The organism is Clostridium sp. OM02-18AC (assembly GCF_003481825.1).
Classification (GTDB): Bacteria; Bacillota; Clostridia; order Lachnospirales; family Lachnospiraceae; genus Brotaphodocola.
On record NZ_QULW01000018.1, the window covers coordinates 1 to 25,325 of the forward strand.

A 25,325-nucleotide genomic window follows, 5' to 3' on the forward strand; every position below is an offset into this window, starting at 1 on the left:
GTGCAAGAGTAAACTCCACCGCCCTTTGGAGAAGTGGAATTTAAATTTTCATTTTAGGAAGGAATAGAAGTTCTGTCTTTCTCATTGTTTTTTTCTGTATCCTGCGGTAAGATTGTTATATAGAAAAATTGACATCAGGAGGATACAAACATGGCTTGTACAACAATTCTTGTAGGAAAACATGCATCTTACGACGGTTCTACCATGATCGCCCGGAACGATGATTCCGGATCCGGTCATTTTACCCCGAAAAAATTTGTAGTCATTCATCCGGAGGAGCAGAAGCGGACTTACCGTTCTGTGCTGTCTCATGTGGAAGTGGAACTTCCAGAGCATCCGTACCAGTTTACAGCGGTTCCAAATGCAGTGGAAGGAAAAGGAATCTGGGCAGCCAGCGGCGTGAATGAGAAAAATGTAGCCATGACAGCGACCGAGACCATCACCTCCAATCCACGGGTACTGGGAGCAGATCCGCTTGTAACGTATCAGCCGGCGGAGGACGAAAAAGACGAAGTTCCGGGAGGCATTGGTGAGGAGGATATCGTTTATCTGGTACTTCCTTACATAAACAGTGCCCGGGAAGGTGTACTTCGTCTGGGAAGCCTTTTGGAGACTTACGGTACATATGAAAAGAACGGTATCGCTTTCCAGGACCGGGATGAAATCTGGTGGCTGGAGACGATCGGAGGGCATCACTGGATCGCAAAAAAGGTTCCGGATGACCGGTATGTGGTGATGCCGAACCAGTTTGGCATGGATGAATTTGACCTGGAAGATGCGTTTGGTGCAAAAAAAGAACATCTCTGCTCTGCGGATTTGAGAGAGTTTATTGAAAAAAATCATCTGGATCTGAGGCTGGATGAGGAAAGTGTCTTTTGTCCGCGCGATGCGTTTGGCAGTCATACAGATTCCGATCACGTTTATAACACGCCGCGCGCATGGTACATTGAGCGCTGCCTGAATCCACATACCTTTACCTGGGATGGGGCAGATGCTGAGTATGGACCGGAGTCAGATGATATCCCGTGGAGTCTGGTCCCGGAGAAGAAACTGACCGTGGAAGATGTGAAATATGTGCTTTCCACCCATTACCAGGGAACGCCATACGATCCGTATACACACAGTGGAAATCTTTCTGAGCGGGGAAAATATCGTGCGGTTGGGATTAACCGGAATGACTTTGTGTCTGTGATCCAGATGCGTCCGGATCAGCCGGAGGATGCGGCGGTGATTCAGTGGCTGGCATTTGCCTCGAATGCGTTTAATGTGTTGGTGCCGTTTTACGCAGGTGTTTCGGAGACACCGGAGTATCTTGCCAATACGACCAAAGAAGTTTCTACCGATAACTTTTACTGGAACAGCCGCCTGATCGCAGCCATGACCGATGCTTCCTACGGAAAATCCATTGTCCATGTGGAGCGTTACCAGCTGGCAGTTCAGTCGGATGCGTATGCAATCCTGCACAAATATGATGCGTCTTTGAAAGAAACAGAAGATATGGAAGAGCGGCGGATTCTGCGGGAAGATGCAAACCGGGAGATTGCACAGATGTTAAAAGAAAAGACGGCAGACACCCTGGATAAGGTTCTGTTTGAACTGAGCAGTCAGATGAAGAATGCCTTTTCCAGATCGGATAACTAGTCTGCAAAGAAACTTGTTTGGAGTACAAGATCAAATGGGGAGAAGTGTATGAATGAGAAAGAACTTCGCTATATGAAATGCATCGCGGAGGCAGGAAGTATCCAAAAAGCAGCGGTTCTGCTTCAGAAGAATCCTTCTTCCTTAAGCCGTGCGGTACACCGGGTGGAGGAGGATATGGATATTATCCTTTTTAAGCGGACTCCAGAGGGGCTGCAGCCAACGCAGGAGGGAGAATTGTACCTTCAGGCGGCGGGAGAGATTCTCTCCATGTATGATGAGTTAAAAGAAAAATAGGATGATATAGAAAAATAGATGGTGGCAGCAGTTCATCAAATGATTGAAAAGCAGATATCTGTAAAAAAAAATCCAGCAGGCGAAGTATTACACTTCGTCTGGCTGGATTTTTTGTTTCAGAAAACGGATAAATTCTTTTGCGCACCGGGAAAGCGGGCGTCCGTTCGGGTAGCCGATGACCAGCTTCCAGGATGCGTTCAATGCCGGATCCAGTGGATAGCAGGCGAGGTTTTCGACACCGGAAAAAAGATTCAAATAAGAATGCGGGAGAAAGGTGATCCCCATACCGGCAGCAGCCAGGCGTTTGGCTGTTTCCATATTTTTTGTGGTATAACGGATATTGGGTTTGATGGAGAGCTGGGACAGAATCGAGTCTGCCACCTGCCGCAGTTTTTGTCTGCTTGCTACCATGAGGAAAGGTTCTTGTTCCAACGCTTTCAGATCGTAGATGCTTAAAGTGCGGTAGTCTGGAAATTGGTATTTACGGGCAAGCGTAAGCGGCATGACCAGATAGAAGTCATCTTCGGCTAACAGATCATAGTGGATGGCTTCATTGGGTGTTTCGTAGTGCATGACAGAAAAATCAAGTTTTCCGGACAGCATCCGTTTGTCCAGTTCCGTGGAGTTGTTTTCCTTAAACTGGACGGTAATATCCGGATAGATCTGCTGGAAAGCAGGAAGGATCCTCGGGAGAAGATAGGCGCCAAGATTGAAGGGAATGCCAAAGGTCAGGCTTCCTTTACGCATCTGGCGGTATTCATCCAGATCGGTTTCGAGCTTTTTATAGCGCTCCAGGATGTTTCTGGCTGTTTTCAGATAACGCTCTCCGAACGCTGTAGGAACCAGGCCTTCCTGGGTACGCGAAAAGATCAGGGTGCCAAATTCCTGCTCGACTTTGTTTAAAGATTCGCTGAGGGAGGGCTGGGAGATAAAAAGCTCCTGCGCGGCTCTTGTGATAGTTCCATGTTCTGCAATGGTAAGCATATAGAGCAGTTCGTTCTGTGTCATGGAGAAACCTCCGGATATTCTGGGATGATATGGCTGGCATATGGTGCGACAGCAGTGTATGGCCATGCTATAGTTTGTATAGTTCTATAGTTTAGTTTACCACACATCATGCAAAAATCCTATATGAGATATGCTGATTTATGTATTTTACCTATGAATAACTCCATGTTAAGATAAAGCCATAACAAACAACGAGATTGCAGTTCATATCCAATGTGGATCATGAGCGGCAACAGACGAATCATTCATGGAGGGAAAATCATGGAGAAGAATGTAGAGAACGTAAAAGCTGCACAGGAAAAATTCGGGGAGCTGATCCAGTCCGAGTTTGAGCGCATTGAGCGTATGAAAGCAGATAACGAGGTGACCGACTTCGATAAGCTTAAGAAGATCGTGATTGGTGTACTCCCGGGCGATGGCATTGGTCCGATCATCATGAAGCAGGCACTTCGCGTATTAAATGATCTGCTGGCACCGGAAATCGCAAGCGGCCGTATTGAGATCCGCGAGATTGAGGGCATGACCATTGAAAACCGTGCCGCAAAGCTGCAGAGCCTTCCGGATGATGTATTCGAAGAAATCAAAAAATGCAACGTCCTCATCAAAGGACCTATGGTTACCCCGCGTGCCGGCGAGCCGTGGCCGAACCTGGTATCCGCAAACAGCCTCTTACGCCGTGGGCTGGAGCTGTTCGCAGCGGTCCGCCCGATCAAGATCCCGGAGAAGAACATCGACTGGACCTTCTTCCGTGAGAACATTGAGGGTGAGTATATCTGGGGCAATAAGGGCATTCAGGTGAATGATGACCTGGCAGTCGACTTCAAGGTTCAGACCAAACAGGGAAGTGAGCGTATCGCGAGAGCTGCTTTCGAGTTTGCAAGAAAGAACGGCAAGAAGAACGTGACCATCGTAACCAAGGCAAACATCGTAAAGCTGGCTGACGGCAATTTTATCAAGGCTGTCCGCAAAGTTGGTGAGGAGTATCCGGAGATTGAGATCCAGGAGCGTCTGGTTGATGCCATGTGCGCAAAGATGCTGGATCCGGAATTCAACAAGGGCATTGAGGTTGTAGTTCTGCCGAACCTGTATGGCGATATCGTAACCGATGTAGCTGCCGAACACCAGGGAGGACTGGGAACCGCATCTTCTTCCAATCTGGGTAACAAATATGCGATGTTTGAGGCAATTCATGGAACGGCTCCGTTCCTGATCAATCACGGCAGAGGCGATTACGCAGATCCGTGTTCCCTGATCCGCGCTGCTGGCATGCTGATGGCTCACATCGGTTATGCTGACCGCAAGGCAGTCCTGGACAAGGCTCTGGATATCTGCACCATTACCGAGCGCAAGAAAGTGGTTACCACCGATGTGGATGGCGCAAGCGCAGCAGAGTTTACCGATTACCTGTTAGAGACCATCGACAAAATCAAATAGTTGAGATATTTTCCCCTTCTATGAAAAATCTGTTGCGGAAATGGCAAGATGCCGGAACTGCGGCAGATTTTTCTGTGTTTCGACATGCAAGTTAGCATGGACCTTCTCGTTTTATCCATTTCTTTTTTTGAAGAGCTGTGGTATAGTGGTGTCAGGAAATAAATTTACATGAAATCGGAAGTGGACGGAATGAATGAAGCGCGGAATGCAACGTCGGTGATCTGTTCGGCCTATGACAGTTTTTTTGAGGCAGAGAAAAAGATCGCGGATTTTTTGATGGAACACAAGGCAGAGGCGGCAGGTATGACTGTCGGGGAGCTGGCCAAAGCAAGCCAGACCAGTGATGCAACGGTGTCACGCTTTTGCCGCAGATGCGGCTTTAAGGGCTTTCAGGATTTAAAGCTGGCTCTGACCAGGGAACTTTTGGAGGAAGAGCACCAGGAGCAGGAGGTTACGAATGAGATTGACCGGAATGATCTGACGCAGTCCCTGAAAAATATCCTGGCAAACAAGGTGGCGGAGCTGACGGAGACGTTTCGTATGATGAATCCGGAAAATCTGGAGCAGATATTAAGAAAACTGGAGCATGCAAAAACGGTACAGTTGGCGGCGGTAGGAAATACCTTGCCGGTTGCACTTGATGGCGCGTTTAAATTGAATCAGCTTGGAATCCCGGCTGTGGCAGGAACCATCTGGGAGGCACAGACGGCATATGCCCTGAATCTGGGACCGGAGGACGTGGTCCTTATGATTTCGAACTCCGGTACCTCCAACCGCCTGCAGATTTTGGCGGAGGGCGCGAAGGAGAACGGAGCAACCGTGATCCTGATCACGAATAACCCGGAATCGCCGCTCGCACAGATGGCAGATTACCGTATCATTACGGCAACGAGGGAAAAACTTTTCACGGAAGAATTCTGGTTCTCCCGTGTCGCGGCGACAGCGGTGATGGAGATGCTGTATCTGCTTCTGATGGCGGGAAAGAAAGATGCCCCGGAACATATCCGGCGTCATGAAAAAGCCATTTCCGCGGATAAACAGCAGGAAAAAAGGAAAGAATAATATCGGGATTTTCAACAAAAAAAGGCGGGATTTTCGAATAGAGACCCCGTCTTTTTGTTTCATTTGACGAAAATCGATATGAAATAAACTTTCATATAAAACACTGTTGACGAAAACAAAAAATCATATTATGATGAATTCAACGATAAGAAATAAAATTTCTTAAAACCGAGGAGAGATGACATATGATTTACACAGTAACCTTTAATCCGGCCCTGGACTATGTGATCGCTGTGGATCATTTTGTACCGGGTCAGATCAACCGTACAAAGGAAGAAACGATGGTCTGCGGCGGAAAAGGCATCAATGTATCCGCCTTACTTGCTAATCTGGGGGTTGAGAGTACGGCTCTTGGATTTGTAGCTGGCTTTACCGGGGAAGAAATTGTACGCCGGTGTCAGAAGGCAGGGTTTCACTCAGATTTTATCCGCGTAAAAGAAGGCTTGTCCCGCATCAACGTGAAGATGAAATCGGATGAAGAGACCGAAATCAATGGAATGGGACCACGCATTACGGAAAAAAATGTGGAACTTCTGTTTGAACAGCTTGATTTCCTGAAAGCGGGCGATGTTTTAGTGCTTTCCGGCAGCATTCCATCGAGTTTAAGCAGCAGCATCTACAAGGAAATTATGGAACGGCTTTCTGACCGTGATATTCAGATTGTAGTCGATGCAGAAAAGCAGCTTGTCTTGGAAGTGCTTTCGCTTCACCCATTCCTCATTAAGCCAAACAACCAGGAACTGGAGACGATGGCGGGAAAAACACTTTCCACCAGAGAAGAAATTCTGGAGGCTGCGAAATGGCTGCAGGGTCAGGGGGCACGCAATGTACTGGTGTCGATGGCAAAGGATGGAGCTTTGCTTCTGACAGAAGATGGAGACGTTTACGAGGAAGGAGTATGCCGCGGAACAGTGGTCAACTCTGTGGGAGCTGGGGATTCCATGGTGGCAGGCTTCCTTGCCGGGTATTTTAAGACAGGAGATTATGGTTACGCATTAAAGCTTGGAACCGCCAGCGGCGGAGCGACTGCTTTTTCACATGGCATTGGCAGCCGGGAAAAAATTATAGAACTGTTGAAACAGCTGACTGAGAAACAGGGGGAGTAACGTATGCGTATTACAGAGTTGCTGAAAAAGGAAAGTATTGGACTGGGAGTATCCGTATCTACAAAAGAAGAAGCGATCGATAAGCTTGTTAATCTGATGGATGCGGGCGGCAGATTAAGGGATAAACAGGGGTATAAGGAAGGAATTCTGGCAAGGGAAGCACTTGGAAGCACGGGAATCGGCGGCGGAATCGCGATTCCGCATGCGAAGGTGGAAGCAGTAAAGGAGCCGGGACTGGCTGCCATGGTCGTGCCGGACGGTGTGGATTATGAAGCGTTTGACGGTTCCCTGGCACACATCCTGTTTATGATCGCGGCACCGGCAGAAGGGGCAGATGTGCATCTGGAAGCATTATCCAGACTGTCCACATTGTTGATGAATCCGGACTTTATGGAGGGATTATGGAAGGCGGATTCCAAAGAAGCATTTTTGAAGGTCATTGATGATGCGGAGACTGCAAGATTCGGAGTGGAAGAAGCAGAAGAAAAAGATGCTGAAAAAGATGCGGAAGGGAAGACCGTTGAAAATGCTGCAGAATCTGCAAAGAAAGAAAACACAAATTCTGCGGCAGTTTCTGCAAAAGATAGGGTAGAAGATAAAAAGTCTGGAGACCAAAAGTCAAAAGCGTCAGGTCAGAAGTCAGGTTACCGTGTTCTGGCAGTCACAGCTTGCCCGACCGGCATTGCCCACACCTATATGGCTGCGGAAAGTCTGGAAAACATGGCGAAAAAGCTTGGTATTTCCATCAAGGTTGAGACAGACGGTTCCGGCGGTGCCCAGAATGTGCTGACAAAAAAAGAAATTGAGGCAGCCGAGGCAATTATTGTTGCAGCGGATAAGAATGTTGGTATGGCGCGCTTCCACGGAAAACCAGTAATTCAGGTTCCGGTTGCGGATGGCATTCACAAGGCAGAAGAACTCTTAACCCGTGCCGTGAGCGGCAATGTTCCGGCTTACCATCACACAGAGGATGGAGAACAGGCAGAAAAAACAGAAGAGGGAAAGGACAGCATCGGAAGAACCATTTACAAGCATCTGATGAATGGTGTGTCCCATATGCTTCCGTTCGTGATCGGCGGCGGCATCCTGATCGCACTGGCATTTTTGCTGGATGATTATTCCATTGATCCTTCCAACTTTGGTAAAAACACACCGCTCGCAGCTTACTTAAAGACCATCGGAGAGCAGGCCTTTGGCATGATGCTTCCGATCCTTGCCGGTTTCATTGCCATGAGCATTGCAGACCGTCCGGGACTGGCTGTTGGTCTGGTTGCAGGTCTGATCGCAAAGATGGGCTGTACCTTTGCGAACCCGGCAGGCGGCGATGTGAATGCCGGATTCTTAGGCGCGCTGTTTGCCGGTTTTGCAGGCGGTTATCTGGTTCTTGGATTGAAGAAGCTGTTTTCGAAGCTGCCAAAATCCTTAGAGGGGATCAAACCGGTTCTTCTGTATCCGGTAATCGGTATTTTCCTGGCAGCTGTCGTAACAACCTTTATCAACCCGTACATGGGTATGATCAACAATGCACTGAGTAATTTCTTACATGGCATGGGCGGCACCAGCCGTATCGTGCTTGGCATGATCCTTGGCGGTATGATGTCCATTGATATGGGCGGTCCATTCAACAAGGCAGCTTACGTGTTTGGAACGGCTCAGCTTGCAGAAGGCAACTTTGAAGTCATGGCAGCTGTCATGGCAGGCGGTATGGTTCCGCCGATCGCAATCGCACTGTGCACTACTTTCTTCCCGAAGAAATTTACGGAGAAGGAACGCCAGTCTGGTTTGGTGAACTATGTCATGGGACTTTCCTTCATTACAGAAGGTGCCATCCCGTTTGCAGCACAGGACCCGCTGCGCGTGATTCCATCCTGTGCGATCGGTGCTGCGGCAGCAGGAGGACTTTCCATGGCATTCGGATGTACGCTCCGGGCACCGCATGGCGGCATGTTTGTGCTTCCTACCATCGGCAATCCGCTTATGTATCTGGCGGCGGTTGTGATCGGATCGGTGATCGGATGTGTGATTCTTGGATTTTTGAAGAAGAATATGGAAGACTAGGAGCTTGCACGGACTGGAAAAGAATGTTGTCTGCGTGAAGAAAAACGACAGGAAAAGTATAAGGGAACTTGAACGGTTTTACCAATCGGTAAATGGGAGTATTTTGCAATAAATAGGAAAGGAAGGAATCCGGCTGAGGGGAGAAAAGTCGGATTCCTTCCTTTGTTTCATAGTCCGCAATTTCTTGTGAAACAAAAAGGATTCATCGGCTGTTTGCTAAAACAGGGAGTTGGAAAGTTATGTTCATTCGTCAAAAATTGTCAACAATCTACAATAAACTATTTACAATCGAACCAATTAACGATAAAATAGGAGTACTTAGTAACTGTCGAGATATCAGATGGTTATATGATAAAAAACAAAGGAGAGGAATTATGTCAGACAAAAACAAGATCACATGGAGTGCGCTTGCTCTCATGGCATTTTCAACGGTATGGGGATTCGGAAACATTGTGAACGGCTTCGTGTATTTCAACGGAGTCCAGGTTATTTTCAGCTGGCTGTTAATGTTTGCGCTGTATTTTATCCCTTATGCGCTCATGGTAGGTGAACTGGGTTCTGCATTTAAGAGCACAAGCGGCGGCGTGAGCGGCTGGCTCTTTGAGACAACCGGAGCGAAGATCGCTTATTATGCAGGCTGGACCTATTGGGCATGCCACATCACCTACATTGCAAGTAAATCGAGCGGCGGCTTAAAGGCGTTAAGCTGGGCAGTGTTCCGCAATGCCGAGACCTACGACACACTTCCGACACACATGATTCAGATTGCAACCCTGATTGTATTCTTAATCGGCTGTTATGTAGCCAGCAAGGGCTTAAATCCGTTAAAAAAGATGCTTACCCTTGCGGGAACTACGACATTTATTATGTCTCTGCTTTACATCGTGATGATGCTCGCAGCACCAGCGATCAACCCGGCAGCAGAGTACACCCATGCGGATTTCTCATTAAAGGGTTTGATTCCGCAGTTCAATTTAGGCTATGTGACATCCATTTCTATTCTGGTATTTGCCGTGGGTGGATGTGAGAAGATTTCACCGTATGTAAATAAGGTAGAAAACCCAAGCAAGGGATTCCCGAAAGGCATGATCGCACTTGCCGGTATGGTGGTTGTCTGTGCAATTCTTGGTACTTTGGCTATGAGCCGTATGTTTGATCCGGCTGTGATCAATGCGAGTGAGGAAAGCTTCAATGCCTATGCGGCAAATGGTTCCTACTGGGCATTCCAGAAGCTTGGCCAGTATTACCATCTTGGCGATACCTTCCTGATCATTTATGCACTTTGCAACGTGATCAGTCAGTTTGCGGTTCTGGTACTCAGCATCGATGCACCGCTGCGAATGCTGTTAGACAATGAAAGCACCGCACAGTTTATCCCTTCTGCGTTAAAGAAAAAGAACCAGTACGGCGTATACAGCAATGGTATTAAGATGGTAGTTGTACTTTCCGGCGCGATCATTCTGGTACAGTCTTTTGTACCGGGAGCAGCAGCGGTTCTGCGTCAGCTGACCAAATTAAATTCTGTCTGCATGCCGATGCGTTATTTATGGGTGTTTGTTGCTTATATTGCTTTGCGCGGAGCCATTGACAAGATTCCGGCCGAGTACCGCTTCGTGAAAAACCAGGCAGTAGCAAAGTTTTTCGGCGCCTGGTGTTTCTTTGTGACGGCAGCAAGCTGTCTTTTAGGTATGTATGATAAGAATCCATTCACCTTTGCATTGAATGTGATCACCCCGGTCGTTTTAACAGCACTGGGACTGGTCCTTCCGCAGATTGCAAAAAGAGAAAAAGAGAAGCAGGCTTAATGCCGAAATAAAAAGTAAAGTGGGATATCAGAAAAACATTCTGAGTTCCACTTTACTTGTTTAAAGTGCTATGGTACAATAGCAAAAACTGATACACGAAAACACAAATTGTAGGACAAGATCAAAGCATTATGGACACGCATTGCGTGAGTTCTGGCAGAAAACAAGAGGTAACATGGGCAGACTGGATTATCGGACATTAAGAGAAAACGTTGCAGACGAGATCAGAATGAAGATCATAAGCGGGGAACTTACTCCCGGCGCAAGAATTGTGGAGCAGGACCTGGCATCGGAATTCGGTGTCAGCAGAGGTCCCGTAAGGGAAGCATTGCGTCAGCTGGAGGAAGAGGGCCTGGTAGAATATACCCGTAATGCCGGCTGTTCTGTGCGTCAGATCGGCCCGGAGGATATTTACGAGATTTATTATATGCGGGCAAATTATGAGATGATGGCGGTAAAGCTTTACGGAAAGGCATTTCCGAAAGAAACATTAGAGCAGATGCAGCATATTTTAGACCAGATGACACAGCTGGACTGCAAGGCTTATCGGGAGGTCTTTGAGCTGGATAACCGTTTTCATGCACAGATCATGGATTTAGTTCCATTTAAACGTCTGAAAAAGGCCTGGGAAGATTTAAACTATGGGAATATCGTGATCGGCTATAATATGTTCGTAGATCGTCAGGATGTCACGGAAATCCAACACCGGATCCATGAAAAACTGTTGTCTGTCTGCAAAAATGGAAGTCTGGAGGAGATTGTGGAGGCCATTCAGTATCATTATCTGTACGGCCTGGAAAAGCTTATCCGGAAGATGAAACAGGAGACGGATGTGCAGAGCGCGTAAATCGCGGAAAATGGAAGAACGTGTAAGTAAAAATAAAAAAGTAAAAGTAAAATACAAAAAAACGAGAATACGCACAAAGACGTGTTCTCGTTTTTTTAAGTTTATGACCGGCTGGAACCGGCAACGATCACGCGGGAGCCGCTTTCGGTTCTGGTCTCCTGGGTGGTCTGCTTGTTTGCGGTGCTGTTGTTCTGTTGGTTTGCTTCCTCGCCGATGGTAAAGGAGTTTGCGGTATCAACATGGGTGGTGCAGGTACCATCTGCGTTGAAGGTATAAGAAACACCGCTTATGGTGCGGGTGGTCCCGGCATACATGACACCATTTGACGGGTCAAAGTAATAGGTGTTTCCATTGACGTTCTGGAAACCGGTCTGCATCTTGCCGTCGGTTCCGAATAAGTACCAGCTGCCGCCGATTTCCATGGCAACGTTTAACGCACATTTTCCGGATTCCGGATAGAAATAGTAGCGGGAACCGCTTATGGTTCTCCAGCCGGTCCAGAGTGCACCGTCATCATTCATATAGTAGTAATCCTGATCCAGGTGAAGCCAGCCGGTAACCAGGCTGCCGTCGGAGAGGGCATAGTAGTATTTGTCGGAAGCAGTATCATGAATCAGACCAGTACCCAGAGAACCGTCTGCCTGGTAGTAATAAAGTTTACCACTTGATTTGGTTACGCCTGCAGCGTATGCACTGAAGCAGCTTCCAAGCACCATGGTTCCTGCCAGTCCGGCAAGAAGTACAGTTTTTATCTTATGATTCTTTCTCATTTCTGAAATCCTCCATTTATGTAACATCTTTTTTGTTTCTATTATAAACCCTGGAATCGTTCCAGGGTCAAGTTTTTTCACCGATAGAAATCATTTCCCAAATTAGAATTGGATATTATAGAAACATTCCAAATGGTTATTGATAACGATAAAAATAGACCATTTTACTTTATGATATGGATAACGTATAGTAAAGATAACAAAAAAACGAGCATGAAATCGGAAAGGAGTTGTCAGTTATGTATATGAAAAAGTATCCATGCGTGTATATGCGCGGCGGCACCAGCAAAGCCGTATTTTTCCATGAGAAAGACCTTCCGGAGGACAAAAGTCTCTGGGATGAAATTTTTCTGAAAGTGATGGGAACGCCGGATGTGAAGCAGATTGATGGAATGGGAGGTACCGTCTCTTCCACCAGTAAAGTCGCGATTATTTCCCCGTCAGACCGGGAGGACGTCGATGTAAACTATACTTTCAAGCAGGTTGATATCGTGATCCCGCGTGTGGATGGAAGCGCAAACTGTGGCAATATTTCTTCTGCAGTAGGACCATTTGCGATTGATGAGGGACTCGTCCCGGCAGTAGAACCGATTACAGTCGTGAGAGTATTAAACACCAACACCAACAAGATCATTGAAGAACATGTACGCGTGGAAGACGGACATGCCATGGTACACGGCGATGAGGTCATCAAGGGTGTTCCAGGAACCGGATCCCGCATCGATATGTACTTTGAAGATCCGGCTGGTTCCAAGACCGGAAAGCTGTTCCCGACCGGAAACAAGCGTGATATCTTCGATGTTCCGGGATATGGCGAGATTGAAGTGACCGTACTGGACTGCTCTAACCCGATGGTATTTATCCGGGCAAAAGATCTGGGAATCAAGGGAACCGAGCTGGTGGAATTAAACCAGAATAAAGATGTGATGGAGCACATTGAGCGAATCCGCTGCATCGCTGCACAGAAATGTGGCTTTGTAGAGAACTGGGAGGACGCAAGAACCAAGTCTACCTCCGCACCGAAGGTTTCCATCATTTCCGAGCCGCAGGATTACACCGACATGGACAAAAACGAAGTAAAAGCAGAGTCCATGGATATCTGCTGCCGGGCAATTTCCGTAGGATCCCTGCACAAAGCTTATCCGATGACCGTTGCAGTCGGAACCGGGGCAGCAGCAAGAATCCCGGGAACCATTGTCAACGAGATCGCGAAACCGGCACCGGATCAGGATATCATTAAGATTGGTCATTCCAGCGGCGTGACGGAAGTTGACGTCAAGATGGACGGCGAGCGTGTCATCAAGGGCGGTGTGACCCGTACCGCAAGACGGATTATGGACGGCTGGGTTTATGTCAGAGACTGATTGATGCTAGTCTGCATTCGTTTGGAAAATGAAAGGAGAATATTCACATGGTAACCTTACATGAAGGAAAACATTACATTGTAAAGAATGATCATATCGCAACTGCAGAGGAGGCTGCAAAGCTTTCTGATGAAGAGGGCAGGAAACAAACCCTGACCTATCAGGTGCTGGAAAAGCACAATCACTCTGATAACATGGAGCATCTGGAGATCAAATTTGATTCCATGGGTGTTTACGATAACACTTACGTTGGTATCTTACAGACGGCATACGCAAGCGGACTCAAAGAATTCCCGATGCCGTGTGTCTTCACCAACTGCCATAACTGCCTGTGCGCGGTAGGCGGAACCATCAATACCGATGTACATAAATACGCAGAGTCTGCCTGCAAGAAGTCTGGCGGTATCTTCGTTCCGCCGCATGAGGCTGTCATCCACCAGTACATGCGTGAGATGATCGTCAAATCCGGCGATATGTCCATCGTATCCGATTCTCATACCCGTTACGGTACCCAGGGTTCCGTATCTATTGGTGAGGGCGGTCCGGAGCTGGCAAAGGCAATGCTTGGCAAATATTATGAGATTGATTACCCGGAGGTTATCGGCGTATTCATGACCGGCGCTCCGAAGCCGTGGGTAGGACCGATGGATGTAGCATTGAGCATCATCGGCAAGGTATTCAAAAACAATTTCGTAAAGAATAAAGTGCTGGAATTCATCGGACCTGGCGTCAGCAGCCTGTCCATGGATTTCCGTAACGGCATCGATACCATGACCACCGAGTCTGCCTGCCTTTCCTCTGTATGGGCAACCGATGACAAGGTCAAAGAGTACTTCGAGATCCACAAGCGTCCGAATGACTTTAAGCGTATGCAGCAGGGTGACGCAGCTCTGTATGACGGCATCGTAGAAATCAATCTGGATACCATCGTTCCGATGATCGCACTGCCGTTCCATCCGAGCAATGCCTACCCGTTAGCAGATGTGATCGCAGATCCGGAGAAATACCTTGGTATGGTAGAGAAAGAGGCAGAGCGTGTCTTCGAGAACAACAAAGACATCCACTTAGATCTGCGCTCCAAGATCCACAACGGAAAGATCAAGGTAGACCAGGCAGCAATCGCAGGCTGCGCAGCAGGCTCCTTTGAGAACATTTATGCGGTAGACCAGATCGCGAAGAGGTTAAACCACGGTCTTGGAACTTTCCCGTTAAACATCTACCCGGCATCCCAGCCGATCATGTATGAGTTAAACAAGATTGGTGTGCTGAATGACTTAATGAACTATGGTGCACGCGTGAAGACTGCATTCTGCGGACCGTGCTTCGGTGCTTCCGATGCTCCTGGCAACAACGATTTCTGTATCCGTCACAGCACCAGAAACTTCCCGAACCGCGAAGGTTCTAGCCCGGCAAACGGCCAGATTGCATCGGTAGCGCTGATGGATTCCAAGTCCATCGCGGCAACCGCATTCAACGGCGGCTACTTAACCTCTGCTGAGAGCTGTCCGGTTGAGTTCACGGTTCCGGCTTACGAGTTTAACATCAACATTTACGATAACATCGTTTATAACGGTTATGGCAAGGCACAGCCGGAAACCGAGATCGTTTATGGCCCGTCCATCAAAGACTGGCCGCAGATGTCTGCCCTGACCGACAATCTGCTCCTTCAGGTGGCAAGTGTGATCCGTGATGAAGTAACCACCACCGATGAGCTGATCCCATCTGGTGAGACGGCATCCTACCGTTCCAATCCGTACAAGATCTCTGAGTTCACCCTGATCCGGAAAGACCCGGAGTACGTCGGCAAGGCAAAAGCCGTTCAGGTCTATGAGAAAGCCCGTGTGGCAGGCGAGGCAGCAAAGACTGCGGAAGTTTACGAAGTTTTAAAGGCAGTTGGCGTCAACGCACCAACGGAAGAACTCATGAAGACCACTGGAATCGGTTCTGTTCTGTATGCAAAGCGTCCGGGCGATGGCTCTGCGCGTGAGTACGCAGCAAGCTGCCAGAAGGTACTGGGTGGTCTGGCAAACATCTGCATCGAGTATGCAACCAAGCGTTACCGCAGTAACTGTGTCAACTGGGGCATGCTGCCGTTCACCTACCCGGATGACAACATCAATCTGGAGGTTGGCGAGTATGTATACCTGCCGGGCATCCGCAAGGCGGTAGAAGATGGTGCAACCCGGTTTGAGGCAACCATCATCGGAAAAGACGGAAGCACCCGTACCATGGAGCTTCAGTTAAACGGTGTGACAGAAGCAGAGAAGAAAGTACTTCTGGCAGGCAGCCTGATCAACTCTTACAAAGCAGAATAGAAATGGGGGCGTGTGTATGTCGGATCTGCGGAAATTAGCACAATTTATTCATGACATCACATGGGACCAGCTGCCGGAGCGCGTGCGGGAAACTGCCGCGCTCCGCGTGCTTGATCTGGTCAGTGTGGCAGCCGGGGCGGCAAAAGATCCGCTGGTGGCAGCAGCGAAACAGGCACTGGGCGCGGTAAGCGGCTGTGGTAATGTTTCTGTCTGGGGCGATAGCCGGAAATATCCGCTGGCAACAGCCGCGATGTTAAATGCCATGCTGGCGCACACTCTGGAGCTGGACGATGTCCATACGGCATCTAAAACTCACGGCAGCGCAAGCCTGATCCCGGCCGCCTGGTCCTGTGCGGAGTATCTTGGGAAAAGCGGAAAAGAGTTCCTTCTGGCAGTGGTCTGCGGCTATGAGACTGTGAACCGGGTAGGCATGGCATTCGGAGTATCTGCGCATCGGAACCGGGGCTGGCATGCCACGGCAACCTGCGGCGTGTTTGGCTGCGCTGCTGCCTGCGCGAAGCTTCTGGATCTGAGCGTGGACCAGATCGTGTCAGCGCTTGGCATGGCGGGAACCCAGTCGAGTGGTGTCTGGGCTTTCCTGGGAGATGGAAGTAACTGCAAAATCCTGCATCCGGCGAGAGCTGCGGCAGACGGAATCGAGGCAGCATTTCTGGCAAAGGCAGGCATGACCGGCCCGGAGCATATTTTTGATGCGAAGGATGGCGGACTTTTGTTTGCCATGTCGGACGGCGGAGATGTTTCGAAACTCAGCCAGGGACTGGGGGAAGTTTATGAGATTTTAAATATGGATATGAAGCCTTATCCATGCTGCCGGAGCGCACACTGCGCGATCGATGCGGTTCTCGACATCCGCAGGCAGATGGAAGCGCACATGGGCCTTACGATCCAGAGGGAAGGCGAGGCAGAGATTCTGGCAGAACAGATTCAGAAAATCGAGATCGATACTTATCTGGTGGGCTATAAACAGTGTGCGGTCAGCGATGGCTGTCTGCATCCAAAGACGATTCTGGATGCAAAATTTTCCACGCCATATTCCGTGGCAGCAGCATTTCTTTACGGAACCGTGGCAATGGGACAATTTGAACCGGAAGTCGTGGAGAAGAAAGCAGTTCAGGATCTGCTGGCAAAAGTTATCGTGCAGCCGTCAGACCATTTTACGGAACAGTACCCGAAACATTGGGGCTGTTTTATGAAACTGACCATGCAGGACGACACCTGCTATGAGACAGAGGTGGAAGATCCGTCAGGAAGTGTGGAACGTCCGTTAAGCAGAGCGCAGGCCAGAAACAAGGCAGAAGAATTTCTGTCGGTGGTATGTCCGGGACATGAGCAGGAGACTATAGAGAAAGTTTTAAATCTTGCTGGAAGCGAAAGGCTTCCGGTGATATAAGGAGGAAAAAGCATGTTAGTGAAGAAAGCTGCCATGGCAGGAACCCTGGAGTCCAGTGATGCCCAGGTTACTGTAGAGCCTGGAAATGGCACGGTAGAGCTTTCCATCGAGAGCAGTGTGATTCATCAGTTTGGAAAGCAGATCAAGGCAACGGTTCTGGAAACCTTAAACCGTCTGGAAGTAACCGATGCAAAGGTAACGGTGGTAGACAAAGGAGCATTGGACTGCACCTTAAAGGCACGCGTTGAGTGTGCCGTATACCGCTCCAACGATATCACGAAAAATCTTCCATGGGGAGGTGCAATTCAATCATGAGCCATCCAAATAAGAAAAGACTGAGACGTTCCATGATGTTCTTAAACTGCCAGAAGCCGGGCCTGATCAAGGATCCGTACATCTACAAGCCAGATTCCATCATGCTGGATCTGGAGGATGCGGTTGCAGAGAACCAGAAGGATGCAGCAAGATATTCCTTGTATCATGCACTGCAGGAGATTGATTACCGCGGAGTTGAGCGTGTTGTCCGCATCAACGGACTGGATACCCCGCACTGGAAAGAAGATATCCGCGTCTGCGTGGCTGGCGGCGCGGATACCATCCGTATTGCAAAGACCGATACCGCACAGGACGTACATACCGTAGAGGAGCATGTGCTGGCAGCTGAGAGAGAGTTCGGAAGACCGGAAGGCTCCACTCTGTTAATGGCAGCTCTGGAGTCCTGCAAGGGTGTCTTAAATGCCCTTGAGGTTTGTAAGTCTTCTGACCGTCTGATCGGTATTGCTCTTTCCGGCGGTGACTACACCAAGGATCTGCAGACCGTGATCACCGGAACCGGTGTGGAGCTGCAGGGAGCAAGACAGCAGATGATCATCGCCGCAAGAGCAGCCGGTGTGCAGTGCTGGGATACCGTGTTCACCAACCTGGATGCTATGGATGTGTTCGAGGAAGAGGTCAAGATGATCAAGATGATGGGCTTCGATGGCAAATCCCTCGTAAACCCGCGTCAGATCGATGTTGTCCATAAGATCTTCACCCCGACCCAGAAGGAGATCATTTTCGCAGAGAAGGTCGTAAAAGAGATCGATGAGAAGAAGGCACTGGGTATCGGCGTATTTACCGTAGACGGCAAGATGATCGATATCGCATTCTACGACGGCGCAAAGAGAACCATTGCATTAGCAAAAGCATCAGGCGTATATGAGGGGGATTTATAAGATGATCAATGCAGTAGGAAGAGAAATCCCGGAAGAGGTATTAAAGGCAACCGGTAAGGAAGCATTCAAGGGCGCTTACGCTTACGATAATCACGAGTATAAGAAAGCAGCTCCGAAGGCTCATGCCATGATGGACCCGAATAGAAGCAAGATCGTGGAGAACATTCATGAGGCACTGGTGAAGTGTGAGATCAAAGATGGCATGACCATTTCCTTCCATCACCATTTCCGCGAGGGCGACTACATCGTGAATATGGTCATGGAAGAGATTCATAAGATGGGAGTTAAGAATATTACGATCTGTGCAAGTTCTCTGGGAAAAGCACACGATCCGATTGTTCCGATGATTGAGGATGGTACGGTGACCGGAATTCGTTCCTCAGGAGTGCGTGGCAGGATTGGAGAGGCCATCTCCGCGGGCAAACTGAAAAATCTGGCAGTGATGTGCTCACACGGCGGACGTGTCAGAGCTATCGAGTCTGGCGAAGTCCACATCGATATCGCATTTATCGGCGCTCCGACCTGTGATGAATACGGCAACATGCGGGCAAACGGCGGGAAGAGCGACTGCGGCGTATTGTCCTATGCCATGGCCGATGCCGAGTACGCAGACCGTGTGGTAGCAATCACCGATTGTCTGGTGCCGTTCCCAAACATCCCGGCAAGCATTTCCATGACTCAGGTAGACTTTGTCTGCGTGGTGAATGAGATCGGTAATCCGGCCAGGATCGCAACCGGCGCAGCAAAGCCGACCTCCGACATGAGAAAGCTGAGAATGGCAGATTACTGTACGCAGTTTGTCATCCGTACCCCGTATTTCAAAAATGGATTTTCTTATCAGACCGGAGTGGGAGGTGCCTCTATTGCATCGACGATCTCCCTTGCAGATGAGATGGAAAAGCGTGGTATCCGGATGAGCTTTGGTGTTGGTGGACTGACCAAACCTATGGCTGATCTGCTGGACCGTGACCTGACAGATCTTCTGGTAGACACGCAGGACTTTGATCTTGGGGCAGTAGAGTCTATTAAGAAGCACCCAGACCGTCACATTGAGATCAGTGCTTCCGAGTATGCAAACCCGTTTAACAAGGGCGCGTATGTGAATAAGCTTGATTTTGTTATTCTGGCCGCACTGGAAGTAGATGTAAATTTCAACTGCAATGTTGTAGTAGGGTCAGACGGAATCATTACCGGCGCCCAGGGTGGACATCCAGATACCGCCGCAGGCGCAAAGTGTACCATCGTTATTGCGCCGCTTATGCAGGGAAGAATCCCGGCAATCTGCACGAATGTAACTACCGTGACGACTCCGGGTGAGACCGTAGATGTTGTCATCACCGATTATGGTATCGCAATCAACCCGCGCAGACAGGATCTCATCGACTGCATGAAAGACAGCGGTCTGCCCATCTGCACCATCGAGGAATTGCGAGATCAGGCTTATGCCATTACAGGTGCACCGGATCCGGTACAGTTTGGCGATAAGGTAGTTGGTATCATTGAAGCACGTGACGGCAGCATCATGGATGTAGTCCGCGAGGTAAAGGAGTATTCATTTTCTTGATTTCTTATTTCACCATGATGTCAGATGCGGGATTATTTGATCCGATCATCAATTTTCTGATTAAACGGGCAGGAAAGAATGTGGCAACCATTTTCATCGCAATTGTGCTTACCACTTTTGTGGCACATCTGGATGGCTCCGGGGCAACCACATTTCTGATCGTGGTTCCGGCATTTCTGCCAATCTGCAAGCGTATGGGAGTACGTCCGCAGGCACTTTTAGGAGCTATGTGCGGTGCATACGGCGTGATGAACCTGGTTCCGTGGGGCGGTCCGACCATGCGTGCGGCAAGTGTGGCAGGCGTAGAGGCCGGAGACCTGTATGGCTTTATGATTCCCGGTGTTGTATGCCTGGCAATCGCAGCGTTTGGCATTGCAATCGTAGTTTCCATGATTGAGAAAAAAACGGAGCGGAAGCTGGAATTCATGTACAGGAACTGGCGAATGCGAATGGGGAGAAGAAAGAAACAAAGAAGAGCATTTATTATTTCAACCTCGTGCTGACTCTGGTGATGTAAGTATTGCTGTTTAGAGACCTTCCGGTTCCGCTGTATTCCATTTTTATGGTAGCATTTGCAATCGGTCTGATCGTAAACTTCCCGAATGCAAAACAGCAGAACAAGAAGATCAAAGAGTATGGCACCAATGCCATGGTTATGACCATGACCCTGTTTTCCGTTGGTATCTTCATGGGCGTCATCAAAGATTCCGGCATGGTAGAAGCGATGGCAAACGCAATTGTTGCTGTGCTTCCGTCAGCAATCGCTCCGCATATGCACTGGTTCATGTGTCTGTTCTCCGTACCGCTTCTGATGATCCTTGGTACCGATGCATTTTACTATGCACTGCTTCCGATCATCATCGGTGTGGTCGAGCCATTTGGCGTAGCACAAGAGACTGTGGCGGCAGCATTTCTGCTGACTGCAACCATGGGAACTCCGGTCAGCCCGTCTGTAGCAGCAACTTATGTAGGACTTGGTCTTGCAGATGTTTCAATTGGTGAGCACATCAAATATTCCTTGAGACTGGTGTGGCCGGCAAGCATTGCGGTGCTGATTATGGCTACCGTGATCGGTGTGATCAAATTCTAAAATTTTATCAAATCAAATCAATCATTTCTGCCAAAGCAGAGACTTGTGTGAAAGGATGCAGGTCTCTGCTTTTTTGTTGCCATGTATCCGGAGGAAGATTAAAACTTATTTTCGGAAACGGAACTGCCGAGCAGTGCATCCAGAAACAGTTTTACCTGCGGGAGTTCGGCATACTGATGTTTGTAAAGCACATAGGTATTTCGGAGGAACGGAGAACCATCTTCCATATAAAGTTCTTCGATATAGCCATCAAAATCATCCAGACAGATGCGTGGCAAAATGCACCAGCCAAGGCCATACCGCGCCATTTCCTTGCAGGTATCAATGCTGTCAATCCACATATGCGGACGGATCTGGGCAAGATCGTGTGCAGTCAGCCACCGGTCAATCCGGGCGGATAAGTCTGAGTCTGTGTGGCGGCCAATGTAGGAATATTCGCTTAAAGACCGTCCCTGGTTTTCTTTGCTGCAGACGAAGCACATCGGTTCGGAAGAGATAAGCTGTATGGCTTCATCCCAGACATACTGTCCCCGCATGATCGCAATGGCAATTTCATCCCGGTTTAATAACTGGAAGAGATGCTTGCTCTGTCCGGTCGTGATCTGTACGTCCACGAGCGGATACTGGTCGGTGTAAGCCTTGATGATTCTGGGGAGCCGGTAGTGGGAGAAGTTTAAAGACGAACCGAGTCGGAGTGTGCCGCAGACTTGATTCTGACAGGCAGAAACCTGTTCCTTTAACTTCCGGCTGTTTGCCAGGATTTCAGAAGCATAGGGAAGAATCTGTTCTCCGGCAGGTGTAAATAAAATCCCCTTTTTGGAGCGCAGAAACAGGGTACACTGAAGTTCTTCCTCCATTTTCTGAATCCGTTTGGTGATGGCAGGCTGTGTCATATACAGTTTTTGCGCTGTCTTTGTGATATTCTTTGACTCATTTAATTCTAATAACAGTTCATAATCTTTTTCATCCATGGTGAGCATGCCTTTCTGAAAACATTCCAATAGGTTATTGATATTGATAAAATTATACCATTGTACTTTATGATAAGCAACTGAAGGTAGCAATCAAGGGACCGATGAGTGTAGAAAAAATGAAAGGACGGTTTGTATATCAGCGAAAAGACGGAAGCAGCCATATTTATCCATCCAACAACAATGTGATACGGCAGGAACTGGATTGCTTTGCATGCCCGAGACCGGCAAAAGGAATTCCGGGAATTTCCGGTAAAAATGCAGACATGGATGTTGTAGTGATCCGGGAAATTTCGGAAGGAATTTATTCTGCGATCGAACATCGGATTGGCGGAGATACTGCCTCGGAAGCTGTAAAACTGATCACGAAAAAAGGGGCAGAACGGATTGCAAATTATGCGTTTGAATACGCATTAAAGTATGGAAGGAAAAAGGTAACCTGTGTCCACAAGGCAAATGCAATCAGTCTGACAGATGGCCTCTTTTTGGAAACATTCCGCAGAGTAGCAAAGAATTATCCACAGATCGAATCGGATGATCTGATGGTTGATGCAACAGCCTTTTATCTTGCTACGGAACCGACGCGTTTTGACGTGATCGTTACCATGAATCAGTATGGAGACATTTTATCGGATCTGTGTGCAGGTCTTGTTGGCAGTCTGGGACTGGGGGCTGGCGCAAATATTGGTGATCAGTGTTCTGTTTTGAAGCCTGTCATGGTTCTGCCCCGGATATTGCCGGGAAAAATATTGCAAATCCAACATCCCTGCTTTTGTCCGGAGCTATGATGCTTCGCTATATGGACCTTAAAAAGTGGGGAGATCTGGTAGAGGAAAGTGTAAGAGCCGTTCTGACAGAAGGAACATGCATTACCAGGGATGTAGGCGGAACTGCGTCAACGGATGAGTTTACGGATGCAGTGATCACGAAGCTTCTGGAAAAGAAAAAGGAAATCTGAGTGGAGAAATTTTATGACCATTTTGGGATGTGTCGCAGATGATTTTACGGGAGCAGCCGATATGGCCTCTTTTTTGAAAAAAGGAGGCATGCGGACACTCTTGCTAGATGGTACACCAGAAGAAATGCAGGAAACCGATCAGGCAGACGCGATCGTGATCGCATTGAAAACCAGAACGCAGGAAACAGAGAAAGCGGTCAGCCTCTCTCTGGATGCCTTACACTGGCTGAAACGCCAAAATTGCAGTCATTTCTATATCAAATATTGTTCTACATTTGATTCTACCCCAAAAGGAAATATTGGTCCGGTGTGCGATGCTGCTATGGATTTTTTACAGGTAAAAAGCGCTTTGATCTGTCCTGCATTGCCGGTAAACGGAAGGACAGTAGAACAGGGCAACCTGTATGTGAATGGTACTTTGCTGCAGGACAGTTCCATGAAAGACCATCCGCTTACACCGATGAGGGATTCCAACCTGAAAAGACTGATGGAGGCGCAAAGCCGGTATTTCTGCCTGGAATTTTGGGAAAGTATCAAATCATATTTATCATCCGGTCCTGTTTTGGTTTATTCCAGCGCCGCACCGGGTGTTCCGGTTATGACTCCAGTGGGAAACAGGTGTTTGCGCCTGGTTCTGAAATCAGGAAATTTTGGAAATGCACAGCACCTATGCAGTTTTATGGGGAATGCAATGCGTGCCGGGTACTTTAGATGTAATGCCGGATATTACACCTTACCTTCGCATGAAACTGGGAACTGTGGGTTGTGTGGAGTATGCCATGCCCGGCTCAAAAGAATTATTTGATGCGTTTGAAAAAGAAGCGGACCACAGTGCCGGATGGCTTCTTATGCGCCATGGAACCGTCGTTCCGGGGAAGACGATATTAGATGCGTTTTACGCGCAGGAGGAGTTGGAGGAGACGGCGAAGATCCTGTGGGAGATGTATGGAAAGTTTTTGAAATTTCAGTTAGTATGATATTACTAATAAGCAATTACTTATATGTATAAAAATTATATTAATTAGACGAAAGTAAATGCTTAAATTATAATAATAATACAAAACAATCCTGGCCAGGAGAGAAATCTATTCAATAAAGTACAGGGGGTTTTTATGAATACACAATTTTGGATTTGTATTGCGATTTTTGTTTTAATGATCCTGGGGTATATGCAAAGCAAAGTTTCAAAAACAGTGGTGGCATTAACAGCGATGGTTGCCCTGGTTTTGACCGGGTGCCTGGAAGCAAAAACGGCTTTGGCTGGATTCTCGAATTCTAATACGATCGTAATGGCTACAATGTTTATCGTTTCGGAAGGATTATCGAGAACACAGGCAGTTCATAAAGTATCTACATTGGTAAACAAAATTAGTAAGGGCTCTTTTACCATGATTTTAATGGGCTATGTGTTGATTACCATGCTTTTGGCTCAAATTTCAGGAAGTTCTTCTGCTGCATTTGCAATTATGTTTCCGATTGTTTTTGCAATGTGTGACAATATGGGATTCAGTCGTTCAAAAATGTTGTTTTCTATTGGTATTGTATCGATAGCAACTTGTGCAACACTTCCAATTGGCGGAAGCGCAGCAACCTTTGCCCAGTATAACGGATTTCTGGAATCAAATGGAGCAACTGCTTATCAACTTGGTTTTTGGGATCCGATGATTGCCCGTCTGCCGAGCCTGGTTGCTGTTTGCCTGTATGCTGCGTTTGTTGCACCTAAATTTAGTCCAGACCTTAAGCCGGTTATGGTTCAGGAAACAAAAGAAAAAGAAAAGAAAAGGGAAGTACTGTCTCCGGTAAAAGAAGTAGTTGGTTATGGAACATTCTTATTTGTTATTGTAGGACTGCTTGCAGCAGATGCAATTCATGTTCCATCTTGGATCATCACATTAATTGGAGCTTTGGTTATTTGCGCTACAGGTGTGTTATCATCAAAAGAAGCATATGCTGCAGCATCACTTGGTGGAATTGTTATGATGTATGTCGGTGTTCTTGCTATGGGTAATGCGCTTACAGCAACGGGAGCTGGAGAAGCTGTAGGAAGTGCTGTAGCAAAAATGATTGGAAATACAACAAATGGATATCTTATTGGTTTGGTATTTTTCCTTGCACCATTCATTCTGACGCAGTTTATGAATAACCGTGCTGTTTCCAACATCTTTGCACCAATTGCAATTCTGACATGTAATGCGATTGGCTGCAATCCGATTGGACCGATGCTTTTGACATTATCTGGTTCTCTGGCTTCTTTTATGACACCAATGGCTACTGCCACTGTAAATATGGTTATGGGACTTGGCGGATATAGTCAAAAAGAGATGATTAAAATGAGCATTTTGCCATCTATTATTTTAACAATTGTTAATGTTGTATGGATTATGACAATTTATCCTGCATTTTAAGAGAGGAC

The 25,325-nt window shown here is 47.8% G+C and carries 22 protein-coding genes and 1 pseudogene; 20 read left to right on the forward strand and 3 right to left on the reverse strand.

The window, feature by feature from the left end; all coding sequences use genetic code 11:
• Positions 1-150: 150 nt before the first annotated feature.
• Complete coding sequence (locus DXB18_RS12460) at positions 151-1,641, forward strand: C69 family dipeptidase (protein ID WP_118708118.1); 1,491 nt, start codon at positions 151-153, stop codon at positions 1,639-1,641.
• A 48-nt stretch (positions 1,642-1,689) separates the two neighbouring features.
• A complete protein-coding gene (locus DXB18_RS12465) occupies positions 1,690-1,935 on the forward strand; it encodes a LysR family transcriptional regulator (protein ID WP_118708120.1) in 246 nt (81 codons plus the stop codon).
• A gap of 87 nt (positions 1,936-2,022) precedes the next feature.
• On the opposite strand, the gene DXB18_RS12470 is transcribed toward DXB18_RS12465, so the two are convergent.
• On the reverse strand, positions 2,023-2,943 hold the full coding sequence (locus DXB18_RS12470) for a LysR family transcriptional regulator (protein WP_182430567.1): 921 nt from the start codon (positions 2,941-2,943) through the stop codon (positions 2,023-2,025).
• A gap of 261 nt (positions 2,944-3,204) precedes the next feature.
• On the opposite strand from DXB18_RS12470, the gene DXB18_RS12475 reads away from it, so the two are divergent.
• From DXB18_RS12475 to DXB18_RS12500, 6 genes are all read left to right on the forward strand, one after another.
• Positions 3,205-4,377 carry an isocitrate/isopropylmalate family dehydrogenase gene (locus tag DXB18_RS12475; RefSeq protein WP_118708124.1) on the forward strand — a complete coding sequence of 391 codons (1,173 nt, stop codon included), beginning with the start codon at positions 3,205-3,207 and terminating at the stop codon, positions 4,375-4,377.
• Positions 4,378-4,545: 168 nt separating this feature from the next.
• Entirely contained in the window at positions 4,546-5,439 is an 894-nt protein-coding gene (locus DXB18_RS12480; protein ID WP_347560892.1) for a MurR/RpiR family transcriptional regulator, read from the forward strand.
• A 185-nt stretch (positions 5,440-5,624) separates the two neighbouring features.
• Positions 5,625-6,545, forward strand: a complete 921-nt coding sequence (pfkB, locus tag DXB18_RS12485) for a 1-phosphofructokinase (protein ID WP_118708126.1) — start codon at positions 5,625-5,627, stop codon at positions 6,543-6,545.
• Positions 6,546-6,548: 3 nt separating this feature from the next.
• Complete coding sequence (locus DXB18_RS12490; RefSeq protein WP_118708128.1) at positions 6,549-8,603, forward strand: fructose-specific PTS transporter subunit EIIC; 2,055 nt, start codon at positions 6,549-6,551, stop codon at positions 8,601-8,603.
• A 374-nt stretch (positions 8,604-8,977) separates the two neighbouring features.
• Positions 8,978-10,408, forward strand: coding sequence for an amino acid permease (locus tag DXB18_RS12495; RefSeq protein WP_118708130.1), 1,431 nt, complete (start codon positions 8,978-8,980; stop codon positions 10,406-10,408).
• A gap of 175 nt (positions 10,409-10,583) precedes the next feature.
• On the forward strand, positions 10,584-11,255 hold the full coding sequence (locus DXB18_RS12500) for a GntR family transcriptional regulator (protein ID WP_118708132.1): 672 nt from the start codon (positions 10,584-10,586) through the stop codon (positions 11,253-11,255).
• 101 nt (positions 11,256-11,356) lie between these two features.
• Here DXB18_RS12500 and DXB18_RS12505 read toward each other — a convergent pair whose 3' ends face one another.
• Positions 11,357-12,025: a hypothetical protein gene (locus DXB18_RS12505; protein WP_182430568.1), complete on the reverse strand. Its 669-nt coding sequence runs from the start codon at positions 12,023-12,025 to the stop codon at positions 11,357-11,359.
• Positions 12,026-12,264: 239 nt separating this feature from the next.
• Between DXB18_RS12505 and DXB18_RS12510 the strand changes: the two genes are divergently transcribed.
• From DXB18_RS12510 to DXB18_RS16590, 8 genes are read left to right on the forward strand one after another with little or no spacing between them, the layout of a single operon-like run.
• A complete protein-coding gene (locus tag DXB18_RS12510; protein ID WP_118708136.1) occupies positions 12,265-13,389 on the forward strand; it encodes a PrpF domain-containing protein in 1,125 nt (374 codons plus the stop codon).
• Between the two features lie 47 nt (positions 13,390-13,436).
• Complete coding sequence (locus DXB18_RS12515) at positions 13,437-15,704, forward strand: hydratase (RefSeq protein WP_118708138.1); 2,268 nt, start codon at positions 13,437-13,439, stop codon at positions 15,702-15,704.
• Between the two features lie 16 nt (positions 15,705-15,720).
• Positions 15,721-17,115: an MmgE/PrpD family protein gene (locus DXB18_RS12520; RefSeq protein WP_118708139.1), complete on the forward strand. Its 1,395-nt coding sequence runs from the start codon at positions 15,721-15,723 to the stop codon at positions 17,113-17,115.
• Between the two features lie 12 nt (positions 17,116-17,127).
• A complete protein-coding gene (gene citD, locus DXB18_RS12525; RefSeq protein WP_118708141.1) occupies positions 17,128-17,430 on the forward strand; it encodes a citrate lyase acyl carrier protein in 303 nt (100 codons plus the stop codon).
• Positions 17,427-18,329, forward strand: coding sequence for an aldolase/citrate lyase family protein (locus DXB18_RS12530; RefSeq protein WP_118708143.1), 903 nt, complete (start codon positions 17,427-17,429; stop codon positions 18,327-18,329). The genes citD and DXB18_RS12530 overlap by 4 nt, the downstream gene beginning before the upstream one ends.
• A 1-nt stretch (position 18,330) precedes the next feature.
• Positions 18,331-19,893 carry a citrate lyase subunit alpha gene (gene citF, locus DXB18_RS12535; protein WP_118708145.1) on the forward strand — a complete coding sequence of 521 codons (1,563 nt, stop codon included), beginning with the start codon at positions 18,331-18,333 and terminating at the stop codon, positions 19,891-19,893.
• Complete coding sequence (locus DXB18_RS16585; protein WP_243035311.1) at positions 19,890-20,396, forward strand: SLC13 family permease; 507 nt, start codon at positions 19,890-19,892, stop codon at positions 20,394-20,396. Before citF ends, DXB18_RS16585 begins: the two co-directional genes overlap by 4 nt.
• Before the next feature lie 17 nt (positions 20,397-20,413).
• A complete protein-coding gene (locus tag DXB18_RS16590; RefSeq protein ID WP_243103440.1) occupies positions 20,414-20,983 on the forward strand; it encodes an SLC13 family permease in 570 nt (189 codons plus the stop codon).
• A gap of 98 nt (positions 20,984-21,081) precedes the next feature.
• On the opposite strand, the gene DXB18_RS12545 is transcribed toward DXB18_RS16590, so the two are convergent.
• On the reverse strand, positions 21,082-21,954 hold the full coding sequence (locus DXB18_RS12545; RefSeq protein ID WP_118708147.1) for a LysR family transcriptional regulator: 873 nt from the start codon (positions 21,952-21,954) through the stop codon (positions 21,082-21,084).
• Positions 21,955-22,073: 119 nt separating this feature from the next.
• Between DXB18_RS12545 and DXB18_RS12550 the strand changes: the two are divergent.
• The 4 genes and pseudogenes from DXB18_RS12550 (at position 22,074) to DXB18_RS12570 (ending at position 25,317) form a co-directional block, all read left to right on the forward strand.
• A pseudogene (locus DXB18_RS12550) lies at positions 22,074-22,912 on the forward strand (isocitrate/isopropylmalate family dehydrogenase).
• 13 nt (positions 22,913-22,925) lie between these two features.
• Positions 22,926-23,717 (forward strand): four-carbon acid sugar kinase family protein, encoded by a 792-nt coding sequence (locus tag DXB18_RS16595; RefSeq protein WP_243103445.1) that lies wholly within the window; start codon positions 22,926-22,928, stop codon positions 23,715-23,717.
• The gene (locus tag DXB18_RS12565) at positions 23,629-23,889 is read left to right on the forward strand and encodes a class II aldolase/adducin family protein (RefSeq protein WP_243103449.1); all 261 of its coding nucleotides are present in this window, start codon (positions 23,629-23,631) and stop codon (positions 23,887-23,889) included. The genes DXB18_RS16595 and DXB18_RS12565 overlap by 89 nt, the downstream gene beginning before the upstream one ends.
• Before the next feature lie 135 nt (positions 23,890-24,024).
• The gene (locus DXB18_RS12570; RefSeq protein WP_118708151.1) at positions 24,025-25,317 is read left to right on the forward strand and encodes an SLC13 family permease; all 1,293 of its coding nucleotides are present in this window, start codon (positions 24,025-24,027) and stop codon (positions 25,315-25,317) included.
• The last annotated feature ends 8 nt before the right edge of the window (positions 25,318-25,325 follow it).